20 protein-coding genes are annotated in these 21,240 nt (G+C 45.7%); all 20 read left to right on the forward strand.

Annotated elements, in window-relative coordinates; all coding sequences use genetic code 11:
- Positions 1-21: 21 nt before the first annotated feature.
- The 20 genes from D5269_RS06795 to D5269_RS06895 all read left to right on the forward strand — a co-directional run bounded on the left by D5269_RS06795 (position 22) and on the right by D5269_RS06895 (position 21,239).
- Entirely contained in the window at positions 22-273 is a 252-nt protein-coding gene (locus D5269_RS06795; protein WP_120484313.1) for a hypothetical protein, read from the forward strand.
- Between the two features lie 373 nt (positions 274-646).
- On the forward strand, positions 647-991 hold the full coding sequence (locus D5269_RS06800) for a hypothetical protein (protein ID WP_120484314.1): 345 nt from the start codon (positions 647-649) through the stop codon (positions 989-991).
- On the forward strand, positions 975-1,388 hold the full coding sequence (locus D5269_RS06805) for a hypothetical protein (RefSeq protein ID WP_120484315.1): 414 nt from the start codon (positions 975-977) through the stop codon (positions 1,386-1,388). The genes D5269_RS06800 and D5269_RS06805 overlap by 17 nt, the downstream gene beginning before the upstream one ends.
- A gap of 14 nt (positions 1,389-1,402) precedes the next feature.
- Positions 1,403-1,636, forward strand: a complete 234-nt coding sequence (locus tag D5269_RS06810; RefSeq protein ID WP_158604886.1) for an SH3 domain-containing protein — start codon at positions 1,403-1,405, stop codon at positions 1,634-1,636.
- A gap of 18 nt (positions 1,637-1,654) precedes the next feature.
- Positions 1,655-2,026 (forward strand): hypothetical protein, encoded by a 372-nt coding sequence (locus D5269_RS06815; RefSeq protein WP_199735697.1) that lies wholly within the window; start codon positions 1,655-1,657, stop codon positions 2,024-2,026.
- Positions 2,019-2,438 carry a hypothetical protein gene (locus D5269_RS06820; protein ID WP_199735698.1) on the forward strand — a complete coding sequence of 140 codons (420 nt, stop codon included), beginning with the start codon at positions 2,019-2,021 and terminating at the stop codon, positions 2,436-2,438. The genes D5269_RS06815 and D5269_RS06820 overlap by 8 nt, the downstream gene beginning before the upstream one ends.
- Positions 2,439-2,448: 10 nt before the next feature.
- Positions 2,449-4,194: a terminase TerL endonuclease subunit gene (locus D5269_RS06825; RefSeq protein ID WP_120484317.1), complete on the forward strand. Its 1,746-nt coding sequence runs from the start codon at positions 2,449-2,451 to the stop codon at positions 4,192-4,194.
- A gap of 24 nt (positions 4,195-4,218) precedes the next feature.
- Positions 4,219-4,662, forward strand: coding sequence for a hypothetical protein (locus D5269_RS06830; protein WP_120484355.1), 444 nt, complete (start codon positions 4,219-4,221; stop codon positions 4,660-4,662).
- A gap of 15 nt (positions 4,663-4,677) precedes the next feature.
- Positions 4,678-6,036, forward strand: coding sequence for a phage portal protein (locus D5269_RS06835; RefSeq protein ID WP_120484318.1), 1,359 nt, complete (start codon positions 4,678-4,680; stop codon positions 6,034-6,036).
- Complete coding sequence (locus D5269_RS06840) at positions 6,037-6,876, forward strand: hypothetical protein (protein ID WP_120484319.1); 840 nt, start codon at positions 6,037-6,039, stop codon at positions 6,874-6,876. It abuts the gene before it with no gap.
- Positions 6,877-6,891: 15 nt separating this feature from the next.
- Positions 6,892-8,745 carry an HK97 family phage prohead protease gene (locus D5269_RS06845; RefSeq protein ID WP_120484320.1) on the forward strand — a complete coding sequence of 618 codons (1,854 nt, stop codon included), beginning with the start codon at positions 6,892-6,894 and terminating at the stop codon, positions 8,743-8,745.
- A gap of 23 nt (positions 8,746-8,768) precedes the next feature.
- Positions 8,769-9,107 carry a hypothetical protein gene (locus D5269_RS06850; RefSeq protein WP_120484321.1) on the forward strand — a complete coding sequence of 113 codons (339 nt, stop codon included), beginning with the start codon at positions 8,769-8,771 and terminating at the stop codon, positions 9,105-9,107.
- Between the two features lie 292 nt (positions 9,108-9,399).
- Positions 9,400-9,720, forward strand: a complete 321-nt coding sequence (locus tag D5269_RS06860) for a DUF4406 domain-containing protein (RefSeq protein ID WP_120484323.1) — start codon at positions 9,400-9,402, stop codon at positions 9,718-9,720.
- 14 nt (positions 9,721-9,734) lie between these two features.
- Positions 9,735-10,442: a hypothetical protein gene (locus D5269_RS06865; protein ID WP_120484324.1), complete on the forward strand. Its 708-nt coding sequence runs from the start codon at positions 9,735-9,737 to the stop codon at positions 10,440-10,442.
- A gap of 91 nt (positions 10,443-10,533) precedes the next feature.
- Entirely contained in the window at positions 10,534-10,935 is a 402-nt protein-coding gene (locus D5269_RS06870) for a hypothetical protein (RefSeq protein WP_120484325.1), read from the forward strand.
- A 27-nt stretch (positions 10,936-10,962) separates the two neighbouring features.
- Positions 10,963-11,508 carry a hypothetical protein gene (locus D5269_RS06875; RefSeq protein WP_120484326.1) on the forward strand — a complete coding sequence of 182 codons (546 nt, stop codon included), beginning with the start codon at positions 10,963-10,965 and terminating at the stop codon, positions 11,506-11,508.
- Between the two features lie 7 nt (positions 11,509-11,515).
- The gene (locus tag D5269_RS06880) at positions 11,516-13,114 is read left to right on the forward strand and encodes a GH25 family lysozyme (protein ID WP_120484327.1); all 1,599 of its coding nucleotides are present in this window, start codon (positions 11,516-11,518) and stop codon (positions 13,112-13,114) included.
- Between the two features lie 12 nt (positions 13,115-13,126).
- Positions 13,127-13,504 carry an HK97 gp10 family phage protein gene (locus D5269_RS06885; RefSeq protein ID WP_120484328.1) on the forward strand — a complete coding sequence of 126 codons (378 nt, stop codon included), beginning with the start codon at positions 13,127-13,129 and terminating at the stop codon, positions 13,502-13,504.
- Positions 13,501-20,328 carry a tape measure protein gene (locus tag D5269_RS06890; protein WP_120484329.1) on the forward strand — a complete coding sequence of 2,276 codons (6,828 nt, stop codon included), beginning with the start codon at positions 13,501-13,503 and terminating at the stop codon, positions 20,326-20,328. Before D5269_RS06885 ends, D5269_RS06890 begins: the two co-directional genes overlap by 4 nt.
- Positions 20,325-21,239 carry a phage tail domain-containing protein gene (locus tag D5269_RS06895; protein WP_120484330.1) on the forward strand — a complete coding sequence of 305 codons (915 nt, stop codon included), beginning with the start codon at positions 20,325-20,327 and terminating at the stop codon, positions 21,237-21,239. The genes D5269_RS06890 and D5269_RS06895 overlap by 4 nt, the downstream gene beginning before the upstream one ends.
- The last annotated feature ends 1 nt before the right edge of the window (position 21,240 follow it).

The raw sequence follows: 21,240 nt of genomic DNA on the forward strand, positions 1-21,240 counted from the left end.
GAAAGGAGTGAGCTAAGTATCATGGCTAGAAAATGTGCTTTAACAACGGTTGATAATCCTTACAATCCATTTGAACAGTTCACTTCATGGTTCCTGTTCGATGAGGAAAAAGGTTATCATTCGAGTTCATACTTGGGTCGAATTGCTCGGACTTCCGATCAGCTTTCGGATGAAGAAAACAATCAGGAAATTGAAAGAGCAATTGATGAGATTATCAAGTACGACTTCACCAACATCTATCGAAAAGTAATACAACAAGTTGCAACTGCATAAAAAAGAGAATTTGAAAAAATTAAGTTTTTATATGCGTTGTCGCTTTTCGACTTAAACAAGGCTTAAACGGCCCATGAGACTGACAGATGAAAGACATAGGGGAGGGTCGCTGAAAATGCACCCCCTCCCACATCGCGGCGGTCTTTAAAAATTCTCCGGGGGTATATTTTGGATTTACCCTTGTCGTTCTTCTACGGTGTTTAAACGAACTCGCGGGGTTGGCGTGGCATTGGCTGTGGTTCTTTTGCTCTTTTTCTCCTTTCAGCGAAAAAGTATATTTGCCGGCTTCGTGAGTTCTTTTAAACACCGTAGGAGAACTATTCTAAAAGGTATGAAAAACGAGTAACAAACTAATCGAGAGGAGGCGGCAAGTATGGGAAAAGCCAAGGCTGCAAGCTCTTCTAATTCTTCAAGAAAGATGCGACCGGCGTTGACACCCGAAGCGAGGGAAAATCAAATGATTTCTCTTGCGGTAGATCTTGCTGAGAAACAATTGATGGAGGGAACAGCCTCCTCTCAGGTCATAACACATTATTTAAAACTGGGATCTACGAGGGAGCGTCTGGAGAGGGAGAAGATAGAACGTGAAAACGAGTTATTAAGGGCAAAAGTGGAATCGCTGCAATCTGCACATCGGTCAGAGGAATTGTACGAAAATGCACTGAAAGCGTTTCGACGGTATAGCGGAGAGGAGGATTCGGATGAAGAAGACTTATAGTGAGTTAATCCGAATTCCAACTTTTGAGGAACGGTATCAGTATCTCAGACTTTGTGGAAAAGTTGCAGAAGAAACTTTTGGTTTTAAACGTTGGCTTAATCAGGAATTCTATCATTCCGACGAATGGATAAGATTCAGAAACAAAATCATCATTCGAGATAATGGGTGTGATTTGGCTTTAGAGGGATTTGAGATTTTTGGGTCGATTATTATTCACCACATCAATCCTATAACCTATGAAGATATTCTGAATCGGAATCCATGCGTGTTTGACCCAGACAACGTTGTGTCTACAAAACTTTCAACCCACAACGCAATTCACTATGGAGACGAAACTCCAATCCCCCATATTCCAGTTGAACGAACAAAAAACGATACCTGTCCATGGAGACATTAAGGAGGAAACAAATTATGGAATCTAAAGAAATGACTGCAATACAGAAAGAGCCTGTAATCGGTCTGGTGAGCAATTGTGCGAATCTCAGAATCCGTAAAGAACCGGATGACAAGGCTGAGGTTCTTGGCACGATTCCGGTCAATACGGAAGTTATAGTTGACAAGGATAAATCTATCGGCGAGTTCTACAAGGTTTATACCGATTCCGGTTTGGAAGGCTTTTGTATGAAACAGTTCATCACAGTTTAAGTAAAAAGGAGGACCGCGATGGAAAAGAACATACCAAGCATACTGACATCAATAAAAAAGTTGCTCGGAATCGCAGAAGAATACCAGGTATACGATGCTGATCTCATCATGCATATTAACTCTGCGTTTTCAATTTTGACACAGCTTGGCGTCGGTCCTGCTGATGGATTTTCCATTGAAGATGAAGACGCTTTATGGACCGATTTCATTCCTGAAAAATCTAAGATTGAATTCGTAAAGTCCTATATGCATCTGAAGGTTAAACTACTCTTTGATCCACCGCTTGCTTCTGCGGTTATCGAATGTATGAACCAACAGATAAAAGAGCTTGAGTGGCGTATCCAGGTTGCATCTGATTCGAGTGGAGAGGAGGAAAATCAAAATGGATGATAACATTTTAACCCATTACGGTGTGCTTGGAATGAAATGGGGAGTTCGGCGTACTCCTGCACAGTTGGGCAGAAAGAAATCTTCAGGAGGCGACAAAGAAGAAATTAAAAAAGCCGGAGGGAAAGGAAAAGTATCTTCTGGAAATTCCGGCCGTAAAGCTGTCAAAGACATGACAGATGCCGAGCTGAAAGAACTGATAAGCCGTCTGGAACTGGAAAAGCGTTACCGTGATTTATCCAAAAGCGAGGAACAGGTGCGCAGTGCAAAGGGGCGGGACTTTGTTGCTGACGTCCTTGAAAAATCCGGGAAAAACATCGCAACACAGTTTACAACTTACATGATGGGAACAGCGGTGAATAAGCTGGCCGGTTCCGAGATTGTTAATCCTAAAAAGGGACAGAAAGATAAGTAGGTGATTCATTATGGCATTGTCGAACACTGCCGTTCCAAAGTATTACGGCGCGTTCAGAGATGCCGTAATTCGGGGAGAAATACCTGTCTGCCGTGAAATCGAGATGGAAATGAACCGGATCGACGAACTTATCGCAGACCGTGGGATTTATTATGACGACCGTCCGGTTGAGGGGTGGATTGCATATTGTGAGGAGGAACTCACTTTAACCGATGGTGCCAATCTTGTTATGCTTGACACTTTTAAACTTTGGGGTGAGCAGATATTTGGTTGGTACTACTTCGAGGAGAGGGAAGTATGGGAGCCAAACCCGAATGGTCCCGGCGGGCATTTTGTAGTAAAAACCATCAAGAAGCGGCTTATCAATAAGCAGTATTTGATTGTTGGGCGAGGGGCCGCCAAGTCTTTGTACGATTCCTGCATCCAATCCTATTTCGAAAACATTGATACTTCTACGACTCACCAGATAACAACCGCTCCGACTATGAAACAGGCAGAGGAAGTAATACAGCCGATAAAGACAGCCATCACAAGAGCCAAAGGTCCGTTGTTCCGGTTTCTTACGGAAGGGTCGTTACAAAATACCACGGGTGCCAAAGCAAACCGTGTAAAGCTTGCCTCAACCAAAAAGGGAATCGAAAATTTTTTCACGGGTTCTCTGATAGAGGTTCGTCCGATGTCTATCGATAAACTTCAAGGCTTGAGGACTAAAGTATCAACAATCGATGAGTGGCTGTCCGGTGATGTAAGGGAAGACGTGGTTGGAGCCATTGAGCAAGGCGCTTCAAAACTTGACGATTACCTTATCATTGCGACCAGCTCTGAAGGAACCGTTCGGAACGGAAGCGGCGATACAATCAAAATGGAATTGATGAAAATCCTAAAGGGCGAATACCCGGCAATCAATACTTCCATCTGGTGGTATAAGCTCGATTCCATTGATGAGATTTCTGAGCCTAACAAGTGGCTGAAAGCCAACCCAAACCTTGGAAAAACCGTTACTTTTGAAGTATACCAGCGTGATGTAGAAAGAGCCGAAAATGCTCCGGCAGCCAGAAATGATATTTTGGCGAAGCGGTTTGGTCTACCAATGGAGGGTTATACCTATTACTTTACTTATGAAGAAACTTTGAAATATCGTAAGCGTGATTTTTCTGGTATGCCTTGTTCTATGGGCGGCGATTTATCGAGAGGGGATGACTTCTGTGATTTCACTTTTATGTTCCCTTTATCAAACGGAACATTCGGAATCAAAACCAGGGCGTATATTTCAGACCTGACGTTTCGGAAACTTCCGTCGGCAATGCGAAGTAAATATGAGCAGTTCATACTGGAAGGCAGTTTGATTGTCATGGAAGGCACTGTTTTGGATATGATGCAGGTGTATGAAGATCTGGATAACCATATCGTAGAACGTGGATACGACGTTCGTTGTTTCGGGTATGACCCTTACAATGCCAAAGAGTTTGTTGAGAGATGGGCATCTGAAAATGGACCGTTTGGTATCGAAAAAGTAATACAGGGGGCAAAAACAGAATCCGTTCCTTTAGGAGAGTTAAAGAAACTTTCCGAGGAGCGGATGCTTTTATTTGATGAAGAATTGATGTCTTTCTGTATGGGCAATTGCATTACCATCACAGACACTAACGGGAACCGAAAGCTTTACAAAAAGCGGGGCGACCAAAAGATTGATGCTGTGGCGGCTATGATGGATGCTTACATCGCCTATAAGCTGAACAGAGATGCGTTTGAGTAAAGGAGGTGAGCGCGTTTGTCAGAGATGATAGAACATCATGGGATTTTGGGACAGAAATGGGGCATCCGCCGTACCCCGGCTCAACTCGGAAATCTCAGTAAAAAAGATGCAAATTGGGTCAAGAAGAAAAGCGAGAAGATTACGGAACAGGCTCGCAGAAAATCTTCAAAAGAAATGAGCCGATATGCAAATGAAATACTTCGGTCTCCCGGCGCTGTAAATAAATCGGGAAAATTGAGTTCCTCGGCGATCAACGCCTACAACAAGAAAATGGCTGAACTTATGAGTCAGTCAGCTTCAAAGATTCGGTCTCCGTCTGGAAAGGTTGTTCAATTCGTAGCAAAACGAGGGGAAATTGGCGTTATGATGGCGCTCGCTGATGAAGGTTACAACATGGCGCAGCTCCGAAATGGTGTATGGGCTTCCGGTCGGGTTGCTTACAAAAAGACAGTGCTGGATAAGGCGTAGGGAGGTGATGAAAAAATGGATATAGCGATTGGCTCCAGGTTTAAACATGCCTGGAATGCTTTCCGAAATAACGGTCAGCAAAACTATTACCGTGATATCGGAACGGGATATTCTTACAGACCGGACCGTCCTCGGCTTACCAGAGGAAATGAAAGGTCTATTGTCACTTCCGTATACAACCGTATTGCATTGGATGCGGCTGCCATCAACATTCAGCACGTCCGTTTGGATGATAATGAACGATTTCTTGAAGTTATAAAGTCCGGTTTGAACAATTGTCTTTCTTTGGAAGCCAATATAGATCAAACTGGGCGTTCTTTTATTCAGGATATTGTCATGTCGATGTTGGACGAAGGATGCGTAGCCATTGTACCTACCGACACCGATGATGATCCGGAAGACGGAGTAGCAGGTTCATTCGATATTGACAAGATGCGAACTGGAAAAATTCTCGAATGGTATCCGAAGCATGTTCGTGTTCAGGTTTACAACGAGAACACCGGTTTGAAAGAAGATATTCTTATGCCAAAGGAAGCGGTTGCGATTATTGAAAATCCGCTTTATGCGGTTATCAACGAACCGAATTCCACAATGCAACGGTTAATTCGAAAATTGAATCTCTTGGACGTTGTCGATGAGCAAAGCAGTTCCGGAAAGTTGGATTTAATCATTCAGCTTCCGTATGTTATCAAGACAGATGCAAGACGTCAGCAGGCCGAAAAACGGCGTAAAGATATTGAGCAGCAGTTGTCCGGTTCTAAGTATGGTATCGCTTATACCGATGGTACGGAGCATATAACGCAGCTAAATCGTTCCGTTGGAAACAATCTAATGTCTCAGATTGAATACTTAACGAGTATGCTATACAGCCAGTTGGGAATCACTCAGAGTATTTTAGATGGTACAGCCGACGAAACGACAATGCTCAACTACTACAACCGAACGATTGAGCCGATTGTTTCTGCTATTGTTGACGAGATGAAACGGAAGTTTCTGACCAAAACTGCTCGGTCTCAGAAGCAGTCAATTATGTTCTTCAGAGACCCGTTCAAGCTGGTGCCTGTTACGGAATTGGCTGAAATCTCTGATAAGCTGACTCGTAATGAGATTGCGACTTCGAATGAGATGCGGCAGACGATCGGATGGAAACCGTCAAAAGACCCGAAAGCGGATGAACTTCGGAATAAAAATCTCAATCAGACAGAAGGCGAGGTTAATTCCGGAAATCCGACGATGGCTGACGAAGGAACTTCAACTGGTGAGAGCGAACAGGACCGCATCGTAAATGAATTGCTGGATAGTCTTGAATCTGAAATAGAAAAGATAATCGGCGATTATATTTCCGATGATGAGGAAGAGGAGGAGGATTCGTAGATGGACAATAATCTTCAGCATTATGCCTCTCCCTATTACGACCCCCAAAAAGCTCATGAATATTACATGCGAACCAGGGAATTGAAAGGACGCCGCTCAGCTACCAAGCTTTCGGATGAAGGAAAGAAAGTCTGGTCCTATACCAAAAACGAAATCAAAGCCGAGAAAAAGGCCAAGGTTGAGGGGGAACAGGAAAAGCGAAAACAGACTATAACAGCGCTAAGAGAAAGAGCATCGGCCACAAGGGAACAAATCTCTGCACGTCTGAAGGAGTTGAATGATGCTCTAACCAAAAGGGCATCTCGTAAAAAAGAGGCAATCGATTCGGATAAAAAATCCGATTTGGAAGATATCGAAAAAACCTCGACGGCAGAGAAGGAAAGGATAACATCCAAGACTAATTCTGCGATAGAACGTCTTATGGCTGAAAAGATTCCGGACAGTTTGCCAAAAGCTGAACGAGCAAAACGGATAGCCGAGCGTAACGAGAAAATTGCCAAGTTGCGTTCGGATTCGAAAGCGGCAAAATCGAAAGTAAGCGAAGAATCCCAGTCCAGTAAAGAAGGTGTCCGTTCCGATGCCACTGCGAGAAAGCAACAGGTGTCAGAAGAAACAAAAGAAGACCGCGCGGCTAATTCTGCCAATGCTTCGGCTGAACGAAAACAGGTTGCCAGCAGGTTAAAATCGGCAATCTCCGCAGCGAGGGAAGCCTATAAAGCCGCAAAGGAGTCTTTGGACTCTTCTTATGAGGAAATTTATCAAAGGGAGTTTGACAAGATTGCCGCCGAGATGCCGAAGGTGTCCAAGCGCAAGCGTAAATCATCACAGAAAAAGAAGTAAGGAGGAAAATTCAAAATGGCAAAATTTGATTTCAGTGGCTGGGCCACAAGAAATGATTTGCAGTGCGCCGACGGAAGAATTATCCGTAAGAATGCTTTTAAACAGCAGGACGGCGAGACTGTAAGCCTTGTTTGGAACCATCAGCATGATTCCCAGGATAATGTTTTGGGACACGCATTGCTGGAAAACAGAGACGACGGGGTTTATGCCTATTGTACATTCAATGATACGGAATCCGGCCAGACAGCTAAAAAGTTGGTTCGGCACGGGGACGTTGTTTCTCTGTCCATTGCAGCGAATCAGTTGAAGCAGATGGGGAAAGATGTGGTTCATGGTATTATCCGTGAGGTGAGTCTCGTTTTGGCCGGGGCAAATCCCGGAGCCTATATTGATACGGTTATGAATCACGGCGTTGCCGTCGAGGATGAGCTGATTATCAATTACAATGAGAACATCATGCTCTATCATTCTGACGATGGGGCTGAAAACAAAGACAAGAAGCCGGATGATGGCGGTTCTAAAGAGGAAAATCCGGAAAACGATGATGAAACGGTCGACGAGGTCATGGAAAGAATCCGGCATAAGCTTTCCGATAAGGAACAGGATGTAGTGTTTACAATGATCGGTATGGCAGCTCTTGATAAAAAGGGAGGGTCAGAGGATAATAACGATTCTAAAGGAGGAAACGAAGATATGAAACATAATGTATTTGACAAAAAGGGCAAGTCTCAGGATAATGTTCTGTCCCATGCGGCTCAGAGTGAAATTCTGAAACTTGCCAAGTCCAGCAGCGTTGGTTCTCTTCAGGCTGCGATTAAAATCTACAGCGAGGAGCATGAACTTCAGCACGCCGACATCAGCGGCTTTCTTCAGACCGGCAACGGAAACATTACTACCATGTTCCCGGAATATGTTGAGGCGCATCCCAGCCGCACTCCCGAACTTATCACCAATGATATGGGATGGGTTGACGCTATCATGGCCAAGACTCAGAAAATCCCTCACGGTCGGGTTCGTACTTCTCATGTAGATATTCGGAACATCGATGCACTGTCCGCCAAGGGTTATCAGAAAGGAAACGAGAAGAAAATCACCGGCAACTACGAGCTGGTAAGGCGTACCACTGACCCCCAGACGGTATACGTCACTTCCGAACTGCATCGTGACGATGTGGTGGACATCGAAGATTTCGACTATGTTCAGTTCCAGTACAGCATCGACCAGATTTCTTTGAAGGAAACTTTGGCTGTTGCTACCATGCTGGGTGATGAGCGTCCTAACAGTGACCCTGAGAAAATCTTCCCGGACAAGATTCGTCCCATCTGGACTGACGATGAGCTGTACACCATCCACAAGGATGTGGACTTTGCAGCCATGGCAAAAGAGCTTCAGGGTGCCAACACCGAGCAGTATTTCGGCGAAAGCTTCATTTATGCAGAGGCTATGGTTACGGCTCTGCGTAAAGCTCGCAAGGACTTCCGTGGTACCGGTAAGCCGGATCTGTTCATTACCACTGATATGCACAACACCATGATTCTCGCTCGTGACCGCAATGGCCGCCGTATTTACGAGACGGATACCGAGCTTGCTGCGGCTTTGGGCGTTGCCAATATCTATGAGGTTACGCAGTTCGAGGGGAAGGTTCGTACCGATTCCGACGGCGTCAAGCACAAGCTGCACGCGATTTGCGTGAATATGGCTGACTACGGATACGGCGCTTCCAAGGGCGGCGATGTGACTCACTTCACCGACTTCGACATCAAGTTCAATCAGCTTCAGTCGCTGCTGGAGACGCGCAAGTCCGGTCAGCTTACCAGAATCAAGTCTGCTATCGTCATCGAGGAGAAAGCTGAGTCTGTCAGCGGCTAATGTCCAGGAGGTGGAAATTCAAAATGGCGAAATTTTACGGACCAATCGGCTATGCTGAGACAGTGGAAACGAGACCTGGCGTATGGGAGGAGCAGATTACCGAGCGTATGTACTTTGGTGATTTGACTCGTAATATGCGCAGGCTCCAAAGCGCTGAAACGCTCAACGACGACATCAATGTCGCAAATGAGATCAGCATTGTTGCCGATCCGTTTGCCAATGAGAATTTTCATTCGATGCGGTACGTTGGGTTTATGGGTGCTAAATGGAAGATTTCAAATGTAGAAGTTCAGTACCCAAGGCTGATTCTGACAATAGGGGGTGTATATCATGGCGACGAACAGACGTCTTCTGCTACATGAGATATTCTGTGAAATCCTTGGAACGAGGAACGCTTATTTTCAACCCCCGGAATCGGTTAAGATGAATTACCCCGCCATCGTATACGGTCTTGACGGTATCGAGAACACGTATGCGAATGACGGGGTTTATTTGTCTTATCGAAAATATTCAGTAACAGTCATCGATAAAGATCCGGATAGTCCGCTCGTAGGTAAAGTAGCCACTTTGCCCACTTGTCGGTTTATCCGGCACTACGAAAAAGACAACCTGAATCATGATGTCTTTACCATATTCTTTTAAGGAGGAACAAAAATGAAGAAAGCCATGTTGTCTCAGCCTATGGCTGGTAAGACAGAGGAGGAGATCATCGCTACAAGAGAAAAGGCGATTAAGACATTAGAAGAACGAGGTTATACGATCATCAACACTCTTTTTACAGATGAGTGGTATAGCAACGAAAAAATGGTCGAACGGGGTGTAGAACAAATTCCGCTTTGCTTTCTCGCCAAAAGTCTTGAAAATATGTCGCTTTGTCACGCAGCGTATTTTTGTAAGGGTTGGGAAAACGCGAGAGGATGTAAGCTGGAACACGAAGCTGCTAAAGCTTACGGACTTGAAATTATTTATGAATAAGGAGGAACAAATCTATGAAACTTGTTTGGGATAAAACTGGCGAGCGTCTGTATGAGACCGGTGTGGATCATGGCGTTCTTTACCCTATTCAGGCTGGCGGCGTTTACAGTAAAGGCGTTGCGTGGAATGGTCTGAGTGCTGTATCGGAAAGCCCTTCCGGAGCGGAGGCTTCTCCGATTTATGCGGATAACATCAAGTATCTGAATCTGATGTCCGCGGAGGAATTCGGGGCTACCATCGAGGCATATATGTACCCTGATGAATTCGCAGAGTGCGATGGGTCGGTTGAGGTTGTGCCCGGTATGTTTGCAGGGCAGCAGTCCAGAAAAACGTTTGGTCTCTCTTACCGGACGATTCTGGGCAACGATGTTGATAACAATGATTACGGCTATAAGCTGCATCTGATTTACGGTGCTTTGGCGGCTCCTTCGGAGAAAGGCTACTCGACTATCAATGATAGTCCGGAACCCATCACCCTTTCCTGGGAGATCAGCACGACTCCGGTGGCTATCAACACGGTTATCGATGGTAAGAAGCTCAAGCCGACGGCGTGCCTTACTTTCGATTCCACCAAGTTTGATGCCAAGTTCATGGCTAAGCTTGAGGAGATTCTGTACGGTACAGAGCCTACCACCGAGGACGGCGATGACGGAACTACTGCAAGGCTGCCGCTGCCGGATGAGATTCTGAAGCTTTATCAGGAGTCTCAGACAGCGGGCTAATTCACATTTTCATATTTAAGCAGATTGGGAGCCGTTTCAGGGTAAAAGCTGGCGGCTCCTTTTTTTTTATTGTTGAAAGGAGAAAAACATTATGTTAAAGAAAACGATTACCTACAAGGATTACAACGGAACTGAGCGCACCGAGGACCATTACTTCAATCTTTCTGAGGCTGAAGTTATGGAAATGGAGATGAGTACGGCCGGCGGGCTGGCTGAAATGATTCGTGGAATCGTGGCGGCTCAGGATGCGCCCGCGATCATTAAGATTTTCAAGGATCTGATTCTGAAAGCTTACGGTGAGAAAAGCCCGGATGGAAGACGGTTTGTCAAGTCTGATGAACTGTCCAAGGCTTTTTCTGAAACGGAGGCTTATTCTGTGCTGTTTATGGAGCTTGCGACGGATGCCGATGCAGCGGCAAAGTTTGTAAACGGTATCGTCCCGAATTCCAGGCAGGGAGTTCCTGCACCGGCGTTGGCTCCGGTAGCAAATTAAATCTGAAAACAGGAGGAGGCGAAAGGGATGCTGCGAATTACAATACCTGCTGGCGAGGAACAATGGGATGAAATAAACCAGATGTTTATCTACCCCAAAGAGCAAACATTGCAGTTGGAGCATTCCCTTGTCTCCCTTTCAAAATGGGAATCCAAATGGTGCAAGCCCTTCCTTACCAAACAGGAAAAGACGCTTGAGGAAATGTTGGATTACGTGCAATGTATGACGCTTACGCAGAATGTGAATCCGGAAGTGTATAACTATCTGACGACATCCTGTATCGACCAAATTAACCAATACATCGATGCTCCGATGACCGCCACTCATTTTACAGAGGAAAAGGCAGTAAAAGCCAGCAGGGAACAGGTTACAGCAGAGATTATTTACTACTGGATGATTGCCCTGAATATTCCGTTTGAGTGTCAGAAGTGGCATCTCAATCGTCTTCTTACTCTTATTAAGGTATGTAACATCAAAAATTCGCCGCCTAAAAAGAGAAGCAGAAGGGAAATCATGAAACGCAATGCCGCTTTAAATGCGGCACGAAGAAAACAGTTAAATTCGAAGGGGTGATGATTATATGTCTAAAGAGCGTGGAGCAGATATTTCGACCTGGCAGGGGGATGTGGATTTCAACAAAGTTAAAGCTTCCGGAATCCAGTTCCTGATTCTCCGGTCAAGCTATCGCCAGACAGTTGACGGAAGATTTCACGGGTATGTAAAGGCAGCTAAAGCGGCAGGAATCTCGGTTCTTGGCGTTTACCATTTCAGCTATGCGATGAACGTTGAGCAGGCCAGGCAGGAAGCCGTTTTCTGTATTTCACAGTTGGAAGCAGCCGGTCTTGGAAAAGACGTTATCGTGTTTTTCGATTTCGAGTACGACACGATCACGAAAGCAAAGGTTGCCGGGGTTAGTTTAGGACGGGCTGAATGCAACGCCCATACCAAGGCGTTTTGTGAATATGTCACGGAGAAAGGATACAGAGCTGGCATCTATTCCAATATCGATTATTACAGGAATATGTTCGACCACGACCTGCTGGACAAGTATGTATTCTGGCTGGCGGATTGGAGCGGGGAAGCTGATTATCCCTGTGATTTCCACCAGTATACAAGCAAAGGCGTCGTGGACGGAATCAAAGGGAATGTGGACATGGATTACCGCTTCGTCAATTCTGATGAAAAGAAGGAGGAAGCGTCCATGAGCTACTCAAGACAGGCTGTAGTCGATTTGGCAAGGTCCTGGATCGGAAAGAACGAGTCCGATGGTTCGTATAAAGAAATCATCGATATTTACAATTCCTATACCGGAAGTTTTCCCCGCGGAACAAAGATGCTTTACGGTTGGGCGTGGTGTGCGGCAACGTGGTCTGCCCTGGCGGTTAAGCTTGGTTATACGGCAATTATGCCGATTGAGATTAGCTGCTATTACATCATCGAAGCTGCAAAGAGGATGGGATGCTGGGTTGAGGATGATGCGTATGTACCCTCTCCCGGCGATGCGGTTTTGTATGACTGGGAGGATTCCGGAATCGGTGATAACACCGGTAATCCGGATCACATCGGTACTGTTGAGTATGTATCCGGCGGTTACATTACGGTTATCGAGGGGAACTTCAGCAATGCGGTAAAGCGGCGTACCTTGTCGATTAACGGAAAATTTATCCGCGGTTTCATTACACCTAAGTATGATGAGGGGACGGTTGCTCCGCCTGCGCAGAGCGAGAAAAAGAGCATCGGCACTATTGCTCATGAGGTTATCACTGGTATCTGGGGGAATGGGCCAGATCGTAAAGCTGCTCTGACCGAAAAAGGGTACGATTATGACGAGGTTCAGACCCGTGTCAATGAAATTTTGAATGGTTCGGCGACGAAACCCAGTAGCGCAGTTCAGAACCAGAATCAGCCGGCATCGAAGAAAGTCACGGCTACGGCTTATGCGAAATCTCTCAATAAGAGTTTGTCAGGTACATATAAGGTGACTGCAAAGGATGGACTCTACTGCCGTAACGATGCCGGAACAAACAAGAAGGCGCTGTGTCTCATTCCACATGGAACGGAAGTTCAGTGCTACGGTTATTACACGGCGTACAACGGAACAAAGTGGCTGTACATCCAGTTTGTCATGGATGGTATTCAGTACACCGGTTTCAGCTCCAGTGTGTATCTGAAAAAGTAAAGGAGTGTTCCAATGATAACGTTCAGACAAAAGGGCGACTTCTCCAAACTGACAAGATATTTGGAGAGGGCAAAAGAGGTCGTTAAACTCGGAGACCTTGACAAGTATGGCCGAGAGGGAGTTGCCGCCCTTGCGTCTGCAACACCTGTCGATTCGGGGCTGACAGCGGCTTCGTGGTCATACGAGATTACGAACAGGAATGGATCTGCAACGATCTCATTCAAGAATTCAAATATTCAAAATGGAGTTCCGATTGCCATCATTCTGCAATACGGGCACGGAACAAGAAACGGCGGCTGGGTACAGGGGCGAGATTATATCAATCCTGCTATCCAGCCTATTTTTGACAGAATTGCTAACGAAGCGTGGAGGGAGGTTACGAAGCTATGAGTAAGACGATTGACGAAAGAGTCGTTTCAATGCGGTTTGACAATAAGCAGTTTGAACAGAACGTTCAGACCAGTCTCTCCACGCTTGATAAACTGAAACAGAAATTAAATCTGACCGGCGCCGCAAAAGGATTGGAAGAAGTAAATTCCGCAGCCCGTAAATGTGACATGAACCCCCTTAGCAATGCGGTGGAGACTGTAAGGGTAAAGTTCTCCGCGATGGAGGTAATGGCGATTACGGCTCTCCAGAACATAACCAATTCTGCGCTTGCCGCAGGTAAAAATATTATTTCGGCCCTTACGATTGACCCGGTTAAGTCCGGTTTTCAGGAGTATGAAACACAGATCAACGCCGTCCAGACAATTCTTGCAAATACGTCTTCCAAAGGGACGACGCTGGAGCAGGTAAATAAGGCACTGGATGAACTGAATCACTATGCCGATATGACCATTTACAATTTTACGGAAATGACCCGTAATATTGGTACGTTCACTGCGGCTGGCGTTGATTTGGATACTTCCGTAGCGGCAATTAAAGGTATCGCTAACCTCGCTGCTGTATCCGGTTCTACTTCCCAACAGGCAAGCACGGCTATGTACCAGTTATCCCAGGCGTTGGCGGCGGGAACAGTGAAGCTTCAGGACTGGAATTCGGTTGTAAATGCCGGTATGGGCGGTCAGGTATTTCAGGATTCCCTAAAAGAGACGGCCAGGGTGCATGGTATAGCAATTGACCAGATGATTGAAGATGAGGGCTCTTTCCGTGAGACGTTAAGTAAAGGCTGGCTCACATCGGACATTTTAACAGAAACACTCTCGAAATTTACGGGTGATCTGAACGAGAAACAGCTCAAGACCATGGGGTATACGGAGGAGCAGATCAAATCCATCATAAAGATGGGACAGACTGCGAATGATGCCGCGACAAAGGTGAAGACTTTTACCCAGTTATTTGACACATTGAAGGAAGCGGCTCAGTCAGGATGGACTCAGAGTTGGGAAATCATCATTGGCGACTTTGAAAAAGCGAAAGAGCGGCTGACGGAGTTATCAGATATATTCAGCGGAATTATCGGACGTTCGGCGGACAGCAGAAATGCAGTCTTGGAGGGTGCGTTCAGTTCAAAATGGGATGTGCTTGTAAACAAGCTTAATACTGCTGGCATTGAAACAGAAACTTTTCAGAACAAGGTCAAGGAACTGGCTAAGAGCCACAATGTTGACCTGGATGCAATGATAGAAAAAGAGGGTTCCTTTGAAAAAGCTTTAAAAAAAGCCTTTAACGACGGAACTCTAAATAAGAGTATCCTGAAGGATGCACTTAAAAGCTTGGTGGGGGATCTTACCGGAGCAACAAAGTCTACGGAAGAAATGGCCGGACAGATGGAAAAGTACGGTGAAATCGTTGATAAAGTTATCCGTGGAGACTTTGGCAGCGGGGAAGCAAGAATAAAAGCACTGACCGAAGCCGGTTATGATTATGCAACGGTTCAGAATTTGGTTAATGAGAAACTTGGCAGTAGTGTCCGCCATATGTCTTCCCTGACGGAAGAACAGTTGAAAAATGCTGACAGTCTGGCTTCTTTATCGGACGAGCAGTTGAAAAACAAGGGGTATACGGAAGAACAGATTACCGCGCTCCGTGATTTGCAGAGGGAAGCAAATACAGCCGGTTCGTCCATAGATGAGTTGATAAACGATTTTGAGAAACCATCGGGAGCTGAGTTGGTGTGGGGGTCCGTTCTCAATGTAATCCATAGTGTTGTGGATTCTCTCGGCGCGGTCAAGAAAGCGTGGAACGATACATTTCACCATGGAATGACCGAAGATGATATCATCAAAGAACGTTCTGAAAAACTCTATAACCTGATTAAAGCCATTAACACATTTACCGAAAAATTAGAGATTACCGACGATAAGGCAGATAAGATCACAAGAACTTTTAAAGGACTGTTTGCTATTCTCGATATCGTCATGACAGTTACGGGAGGCGGATTACGCCTTGCGTTTAAAGGGTTGTCTGTGATTTTAAATGCGTTTGACATGGATGTTCTTGATCTGACGGCGAAGGTGGGTGATCTGATTTCAGGATTCCGTGATTTCATTCTCAACAATGACCGTGTGACCAGGGGCGTCAAGGCGGCGGCCAGCGGGATAAAAACAGCCTGTACGGAGGTTAAAAAGTGGATTGATGCTTTTATGGCGCTTCCGGTGGTGCAGAAGAATATCACACGCTTTGAAACTGCCTTTAGCAATACGTTCTCCGAATTTGGCAAGTATTTCCGGGGCGGAATTGACCGGATTAACGATTTTATTGAACGTGTGAAAGCTCTGGACCATATTACCTTAGATGATCTCAATAATATTTTCAGGGATTTCAAGGATAACGTGATTGATTATTTTCTGGATGTTGACGGGAAGTTTGACGACATTAAGAAAGCTATCAGGGAGTTTAAAGATGATGTCAAGAAGCATTTTGCGTCTGTCGGAGAAGATCTTGACGGCTTAAAAGAGAAAATCTTCAATTTTGCAAAATCCATAAAGCAGAAATTCAGCGACCATATCGGCATAGGGGAAATCCTGACTATTGGTCTTGGCGGCAGTTTGATTTTGTTCGTCAAGAAAATTGGAGATGCTTTGGAAACGCTGGCCGGCCCATTTGATGATTTGTCAGGAATTCTGAGCGGGTTTGACAAATTGCTTAAGAGTGCATCTAAGGCGATCAACGCTTTTGCGATGAAGACAAAATCCCAAGCGTTAATGAATGTCGCCATATCCGTCGGTATTCTTGCGGCTTCCATTGTTGCTTTAACGCTTGTTGATCAGACAAAGCTCTGGTCTGCTGTTGGAGCGCTTGGCGTTTTATCTGCCGGTCTTCTCGGTGTTTCTGCGGCAATGGGAATCATTGGCAAAATTGGTGGCGGAAAAGGATCAACGTCTATGCTTGGAATCGCCGCTTCTCTACTGATTCTTATTCATACACTGAAATCCATGGAAGGTCTTGACCAGGATAAAGTATGGCAGAATGTGGCTGTTCTTGGTGTGATGGCTTCCGGCCTTGCTGTTATGGCTGGACTGCTCGGAAAATTTGCACCGAAGCTATCGAAAGGTTCTGTCGCGTTGCTGGTGATTTCTGGTTCTTTGAAAATCATGGTCAGCGCATTTAAGGATTTGGACAGCCTGCAACTGAACAATCTGGATCAATCGATTAAGATTCTTCTTGGTGCGATGGGCGGTCTTGTGGCTCTGGCTGTAATCTGTAAAAATATCAAGCTTGGTTCCGCAGTTACGATTCTTGCTACCGTGGTGGCATTAAAAATCTTTGTAGGAGTATTTGACGATATAGCAAATCTGGATACTACAAAGATGAAAACCAACATGGAGGCTTTTGTAGGGATTTTTGGAACTTTTGCCGTCCTTATGATCTCTAGCAAGTTTGCCGGGGCAAATGCGGCTAAGGCTGGGGTTGGTATTCTGGCTATGTCTGCGGCGCTTCTTTTGATAACGGCAACCTTAAAGATACTTGGAAAAATGGAAGCCGGTGATTTGCGGAAAGCTACCGGTGCCGTTGCGCAGTTGCTTGTACTGTTTGCCGGAGTGGTCGCTGTGTCTAAGTTCGCGGGGGCAAATGCTGTTAAGGCAGGAGCGATGCTGTTGCTGATGTCAGGGGCTTTATTGATTTTATCCGGGGCAATGGTAATTATCAGTCACATAAAACCGGATGGATTAAACCAAGCATTAAAAGCTATAGCTCTGCTTGAGATTTTATTTGCGGGATTGATCGCTGTTTCATATCTGGCGAAAGACTGTAAGAGCACTTTAACCCTTATTTCTGTAACAATCGGAATTCTGGCAGTCGCGCTTGGTACGCTTTCTATGATTAACCCGGAAAATCTTTTCGCAGCATCTTTGTCATTATCCATGGTGATGGCGATGTTTGGTGCCCTTGTTGCCTCTACGTCACTGGCAAAAAAGGCTAATGGGACTCTTGTTGTTTTAACGGGGGTAGTGATAGCTTTGGGCGGGGTTTTATATTTATTGTCCGGCTTACCAGTGGATTCAGTAATGGGCGTTTCTGCAGCATTATCGTTGCTGCTATTGTCCTTGTCGGCATCCATGCTCATTATTAGTAAAGCCGGAAACGTAGCTCCGGGAGCGTACGTCACGCTTGGCGTTATGACTTTGGTTGTAGCCGGTCTAGCTGGAATTATAGGCGTGCTTGCTTACATGAATGTTGGATCTGTTTTGGAAATAGCGGAAGGATTATCGGTTCTGTTGTTATCATTATCGGCATCATGCCTGATATTGAGCGCTGTCGGCGCCACAGGTCCAGCGGCTTTTATCGGGGTCGGTGCGTTACTGACTCTTATTACCGCTGTTGGCGGGCTTATGATTGGAATCGGTGCACTTGCCAAGCATTATCCAGGAATGGAAGAATTCTTAAACAAGGGTCTTTCCCTTCTTGAAAAAGTCGGATACGGGCTGGGCTCCTTCTTTGGGAATATCATAGGCGGGTTTGTTGCCGGCGCGACGTCCGGGCTTCCGGAGATAGGGACAAATTTGTCTTCGTTTATGGAAAATGCCTCCCCGTTCTTTGAGGGGGTAAAAAACTTAGACGAAGCGGCAATGTCCGGGGTAAAAGCATTAGCTGAAACAATTCTGATTCTTACGGCGGCCGATATTCTTCAGGGTATAGCCTCTTGGATTACTGGTGGTTCATCCATGTCAGATTTTGCGGAGCAGCTCGTTCCATTCGGAGAAGCCATGAGGGACTTTTCGATTGCGATAGGCGATATGAAGAGCGAAGTAGTAGAGCAGGCGGCTACAGCAGGTAAGGCATTGGCGGAAATGGCTGCAACACTCCCGAACAGCGGTGGGGTCCTCGGTTTCTTTGCTGGCGAGAACGACATGAAAGCTTTTGGGGAGCAGCTTGTACCTTTTGGCGAGGCTATGATGGAATTTTCGCTTGCGGTGACAGGTCTTAACGCGGATACGGTGACGAATGCTGCAACTGCCGGAAAAGCTATGGCTGAGATGGCATCCACTATTCCAAATTCGGGCGGGGTTGTCGGTTTCTTCGCAGGCGAGAATGACATTGGCGAGTTCGGAAAACAACTCGTTCCGTTTGGAAAAGCAATGAAGTCCTACTCGGATGCAATATCCGGAATTGATGTAGACGCTATAACAAATTCTGCAACAGCAGGAAAGTCTTTAGTCGAGCTGGCGAATACGCTTCCGAATACGGGCGGTGTTGTAAGTTGGTTTACTGGTGATAACGATATCGGGGAATTTGGAAACAGTCTTGTATCTTTTGGTGCGAATTTTGCAAAGTATTCCGATTTTATGAGAACGGTTGATGCTGGTATCGTTACAGCAACTACAAATGCCGCTACGTCTATCGTTGAGCTTCAAAAGAGTTTACCGAAAGAAGGTGGCTGGTTCTCGGATGATATGACCTTAGCCAGTTTTGGAAGCGATATGGCTTCTTTTGGCTCATATTTCAGTTCCTACTACGGTTATATTAGCAGTATTGATACTGGACTGTTATCCAGCGTAATCACACAGACAAACAGATTGGTTGACATGGCAAACGGTATGGCTGGATTGGACACCAGTGGAATGACATCGTTCAGTTCCGCGCTGACGAAGCTTGGAGAAGCTGGAATTACTGGTTTTATTGACGCATTCAATAACGCAAATTCAAAGGTAACAGCGGCCGCCTCCAATATGCTGACAACCTTTGTGAATGCGGCAAATGCCAAGAAAACCACATTGACAACGACGTTCACAGCGTTGGTTCAGGCGGTGCTTACAGCCATCAATGCGAAGCAGCGGGATTTCCAAACTGCGGGTTCTACCTTGATGGTGAAATTCATCGCCGGGGTGAAAACTCAGGATAACAGTGCTCGGAGCACATTTACCAACATCATCAGCGGTTGTTTGACTGCTATTAAGAATAAGTATTCGGAGTTTCAGTCAGTTGGAACGCAGACGATGGTGAAGTTTATTGCGGGTGTTCGAGCGAAAGATGTGGATGCCAGAAACACATTTATCAACATCATCAGCGGTTGTTTGACTGCGATTAAGAATAAGTATTCGGAGTTTCAAAGCGCTGGCGAACAGTGTATGGTGAAATTCATCGCCGGGGTAAGGAGTAAGGATGCAGATGCAAAGAGTGCATTTACCTCTGGTCTTGGCGGGGCTATCTCCGGGATTAGGGATTACTACGGGCAATTCTACGATGCGGGTTCCTATCTCGTGGATGGATTTGCAAAAGGTATCAGTGAAAATACATACAAAGCTGAGGCGAAAGCGAGAGCTATGGCGGCTGCGGCTGCTAGGGCTGCGGAGGAAGAACTTGACGAACACTCTCCTTCAAAGGTTGGTTATCGGATTGGCGATTTCTTCGGCGTGGCGTTTGTAAATGCGATTGGCGATTACACCGAGAAAGCATACAAAGCCGGCTCCGGGATGGCGAAAGCCGCAAGAACGGGACTTGGTAATGCAATCTCCAAGGTCAAAGATTTCATTGACAGTGACATTGATGCTCAGCCGACCATTCGTCCAGTGCTTGATTTGTCAAATGTGGAAGCTGGGACAAACAGATTGAATGCTATGTTCAGCAGAACGCAGGCATTGTCCATCAGCAGAGGCATGAATCAGCAGGAAACCGCAGATGTTCAAAATGGAGAAACTTCTCCGAATTCAGGAAGCACATTCACATTTACTCAAAACAACTATTCGCCTAAGGCACTGTCGAGAGTTGAGATTTATCGGCAGACAAAGAATCAGTTCTCGGCGATGGAAAGGATGGTGAAAGCGTGATTAAGTCAATCACCGTGACAAACTATCTTGGCGATAGTATTAAACTGGTACTTGCGAGGCCGGAGGAATCCGGTTTCGTAGTTACCTCTGTAACCGGTCTGGGGTCTGGAAAGGCGAACATCAATACCACCGAAATTGCTACAAATGACGGGGATTTGTTCAATTCTGCCAGACTCCAGAAACGGAACATAGTCATTTCCTTGAAGTATCTTTGGAAAGATTCGATTGAGGATGTGCGTCAGTTATCGTATAAGTATTTTCCGATAAAGAAAAAACTTACGCTGCTGATTGAAACGGACAACCGTTCAGCAGAAATTGACGGATATACCGAATCGAATGAACCGGATATATTCAGTAAAGATGAGGGTTCGGATGTCTCCATTGTATGTCCGAATCCTTTCTTTTACTCTGCCGGGGAAGATGGGGTTAATACTACTATTTTCTATGGTGTGGAGCCGTTGTTTGAATTTCCTTTCAGCAACGAATCTCTGTATGAATGCTTGCTGGAAATGGGCGAGATCCAGAATCAGATGGAAAAAACAGTTGTGTACAGCGGAGATGCTGAGATTGGTGTGACGATTACAATTCATGCCATCGGTGAAGCACGAAACATCACCATATACAATACTGGAACCCGTGAGGTTATGCGTATCGACACTGACAAGATGAAGGCTTTTACGGGTTCCGGAATTGTGGCGGGCGATGAAATCACTATCTGTACCGTCAAAGGGAAAAAGTCAATTACCCTTCTCCGAAACGGAAAAACAACCAATATTCTAAACTGCCTGGATAAAGAAGCTGACTGGTTTCAGCTTGCAAAAGGTGACAACGTGTTTGCGTATACGGCAGAAGAAGGAAGCAGTAATTTACAGTTCAAGATAGAGAATCGAATCATTTATGAGGGGGTATAGC

The sequence above is a fragment of the Anaerotruncus sp. 1XD42-93 genome, assembly GCF_009917605.1.
In the GTDB taxonomy this organism is placed as follows: domain Bacteria; phylum Bacillota; class Clostridia; order Oscillospirales; family Ruminococcaceae; genus Anaerotruncus.

What these genes read in the sequence shown, in the direction of transcription:
- D5269_RS06865 (WP_120484324.1), top strand. Translation starts at nt 9,735, where the DNA reads ATGAAACTTGTTTGGGATAAAACTGGCGAGCGTCTGTATGAGACCGGT.
- D5269_RS06815 (WP_199735697.1), top strand. Translation starts at nt 1,655, where the DNA reads ATGGAAAAGAACATACCAAGCATACTGACATCAATAAAAAAGTTGCTC.
- D5269_RS06820 (WP_199735698.1), top strand. Translation starts at nt 2,019, where the DNA reads ATGGATGATAACATTTTAACCCATTACGGTGTGCTTGGAATGAAATGG.
- D5269_RS06885 (WP_120484328.1), top strand. Translation starts at nt 13,127, where the DNA reads ATGATAACGTTCAGACAAAAGGGCGACTTCTCCAAACTGACAAGATAT.
- D5269_RS06880 (WP_120484327.1), top strand. Translation starts at nt 11,516, where the DNA reads ATGTCTAAAGAGCGTGGAGCAGATATTTCGACCTGGCAGGGGGATGTG.
- D5269_RS06870 (WP_120484325.1), top strand. Translation starts at nt 10,534, where the DNA reads ATGTTAAAGAAAACGATTACCTACAAGGATTACAACGGAACTGAGCGC.
- D5269_RS06835 (WP_120484318.1), top strand. Translation starts at nt 4,678, where the DNA reads ATGGATATAGCGATTGGCTCCAGGTTTAAACATGCCTGGAATGCTTTC.
- D5269_RS06840 (WP_120484319.1), top strand. Translation starts at nt 6,037, where the DNA reads ATGGACAATAATCTTCAGCATTATGCCTCTCCCTATTACGACCCCCAA.
- D5269_RS06850 (WP_120484321.1), top strand. Translation starts at nt 8,769, where the DNA reads ATGGCGAAATTTTACGGACCAATCGGCTATGCTGAGACAGTGGAAACG.
- D5269_RS06875 (WP_120484326.1), top strand. Translation starts at nt 10,963, where the DNA reads ATGCTGCGAATTACAATACCTGCTGGCGAGGAACAATGGGATGAAATA.
- D5269_RS06845 (WP_120484320.1), top strand. Translation starts at nt 6,892, where the DNA reads ATGGCAAAATTTGATTTCAGTGGCTGGGCCACAAGAAATGATTTGCAG.
- D5269_RS06890 (WP_120484329.1), top strand. Translation starts at nt 13,501, where the DNA reads ATGAGTAAGACGATTGACGAAAGAGTCGTTTCAATGCGGTTTGACAAT.
- D5269_RS06795 (WP_120484313.1), top strand. Translation starts at nt 22, where the DNA reads ATGGCTAGAAAATGTGCTTTAACAACGGTTGATAATCCTTACAATCCA.
- D5269_RS06810 (WP_158604886.1), top strand. Translation starts at nt 1,403, where the DNA reads ATGGAATCTAAAGAAATGACTGCAATACAGAAAGAGCCTGTAATCGGT.
- D5269_RS06800 (WP_120484314.1), top strand. Translation starts at nt 647, where the DNA reads ATGGGAAAAGCCAAGGCTGCAAGCTCTTCTAATTCTTCAAGAAAGATG.
- D5269_RS06805 (WP_120484315.1), top strand. Translation starts at nt 975, where the DNA reads ATGAAGAAGACTTATAGTGAGTTAATCCGAATTCCAACTTTTGAGGAA.
- D5269_RS06830 (WP_120484355.1), top strand. Translation starts at nt 4,219, where the DNA reads ATGATAGAACATCATGGGATTTTGGGACAGAAATGGGGCATCCGCCGT.
- D5269_RS06860 (WP_120484323.1), top strand. Translation starts at nt 9,400, where the DNA reads ATGAAGAAAGCCATGTTGTCTCAGCCTATGGCTGGTAAGACAGAGGAG.
- D5269_RS06825 (WP_120484317.1), top strand. Translation starts at nt 2,449, where the DNA reads ATGGCATTGTCGAACACTGCCGTTCCAAAGTATTACGGCGCGTTCAGA.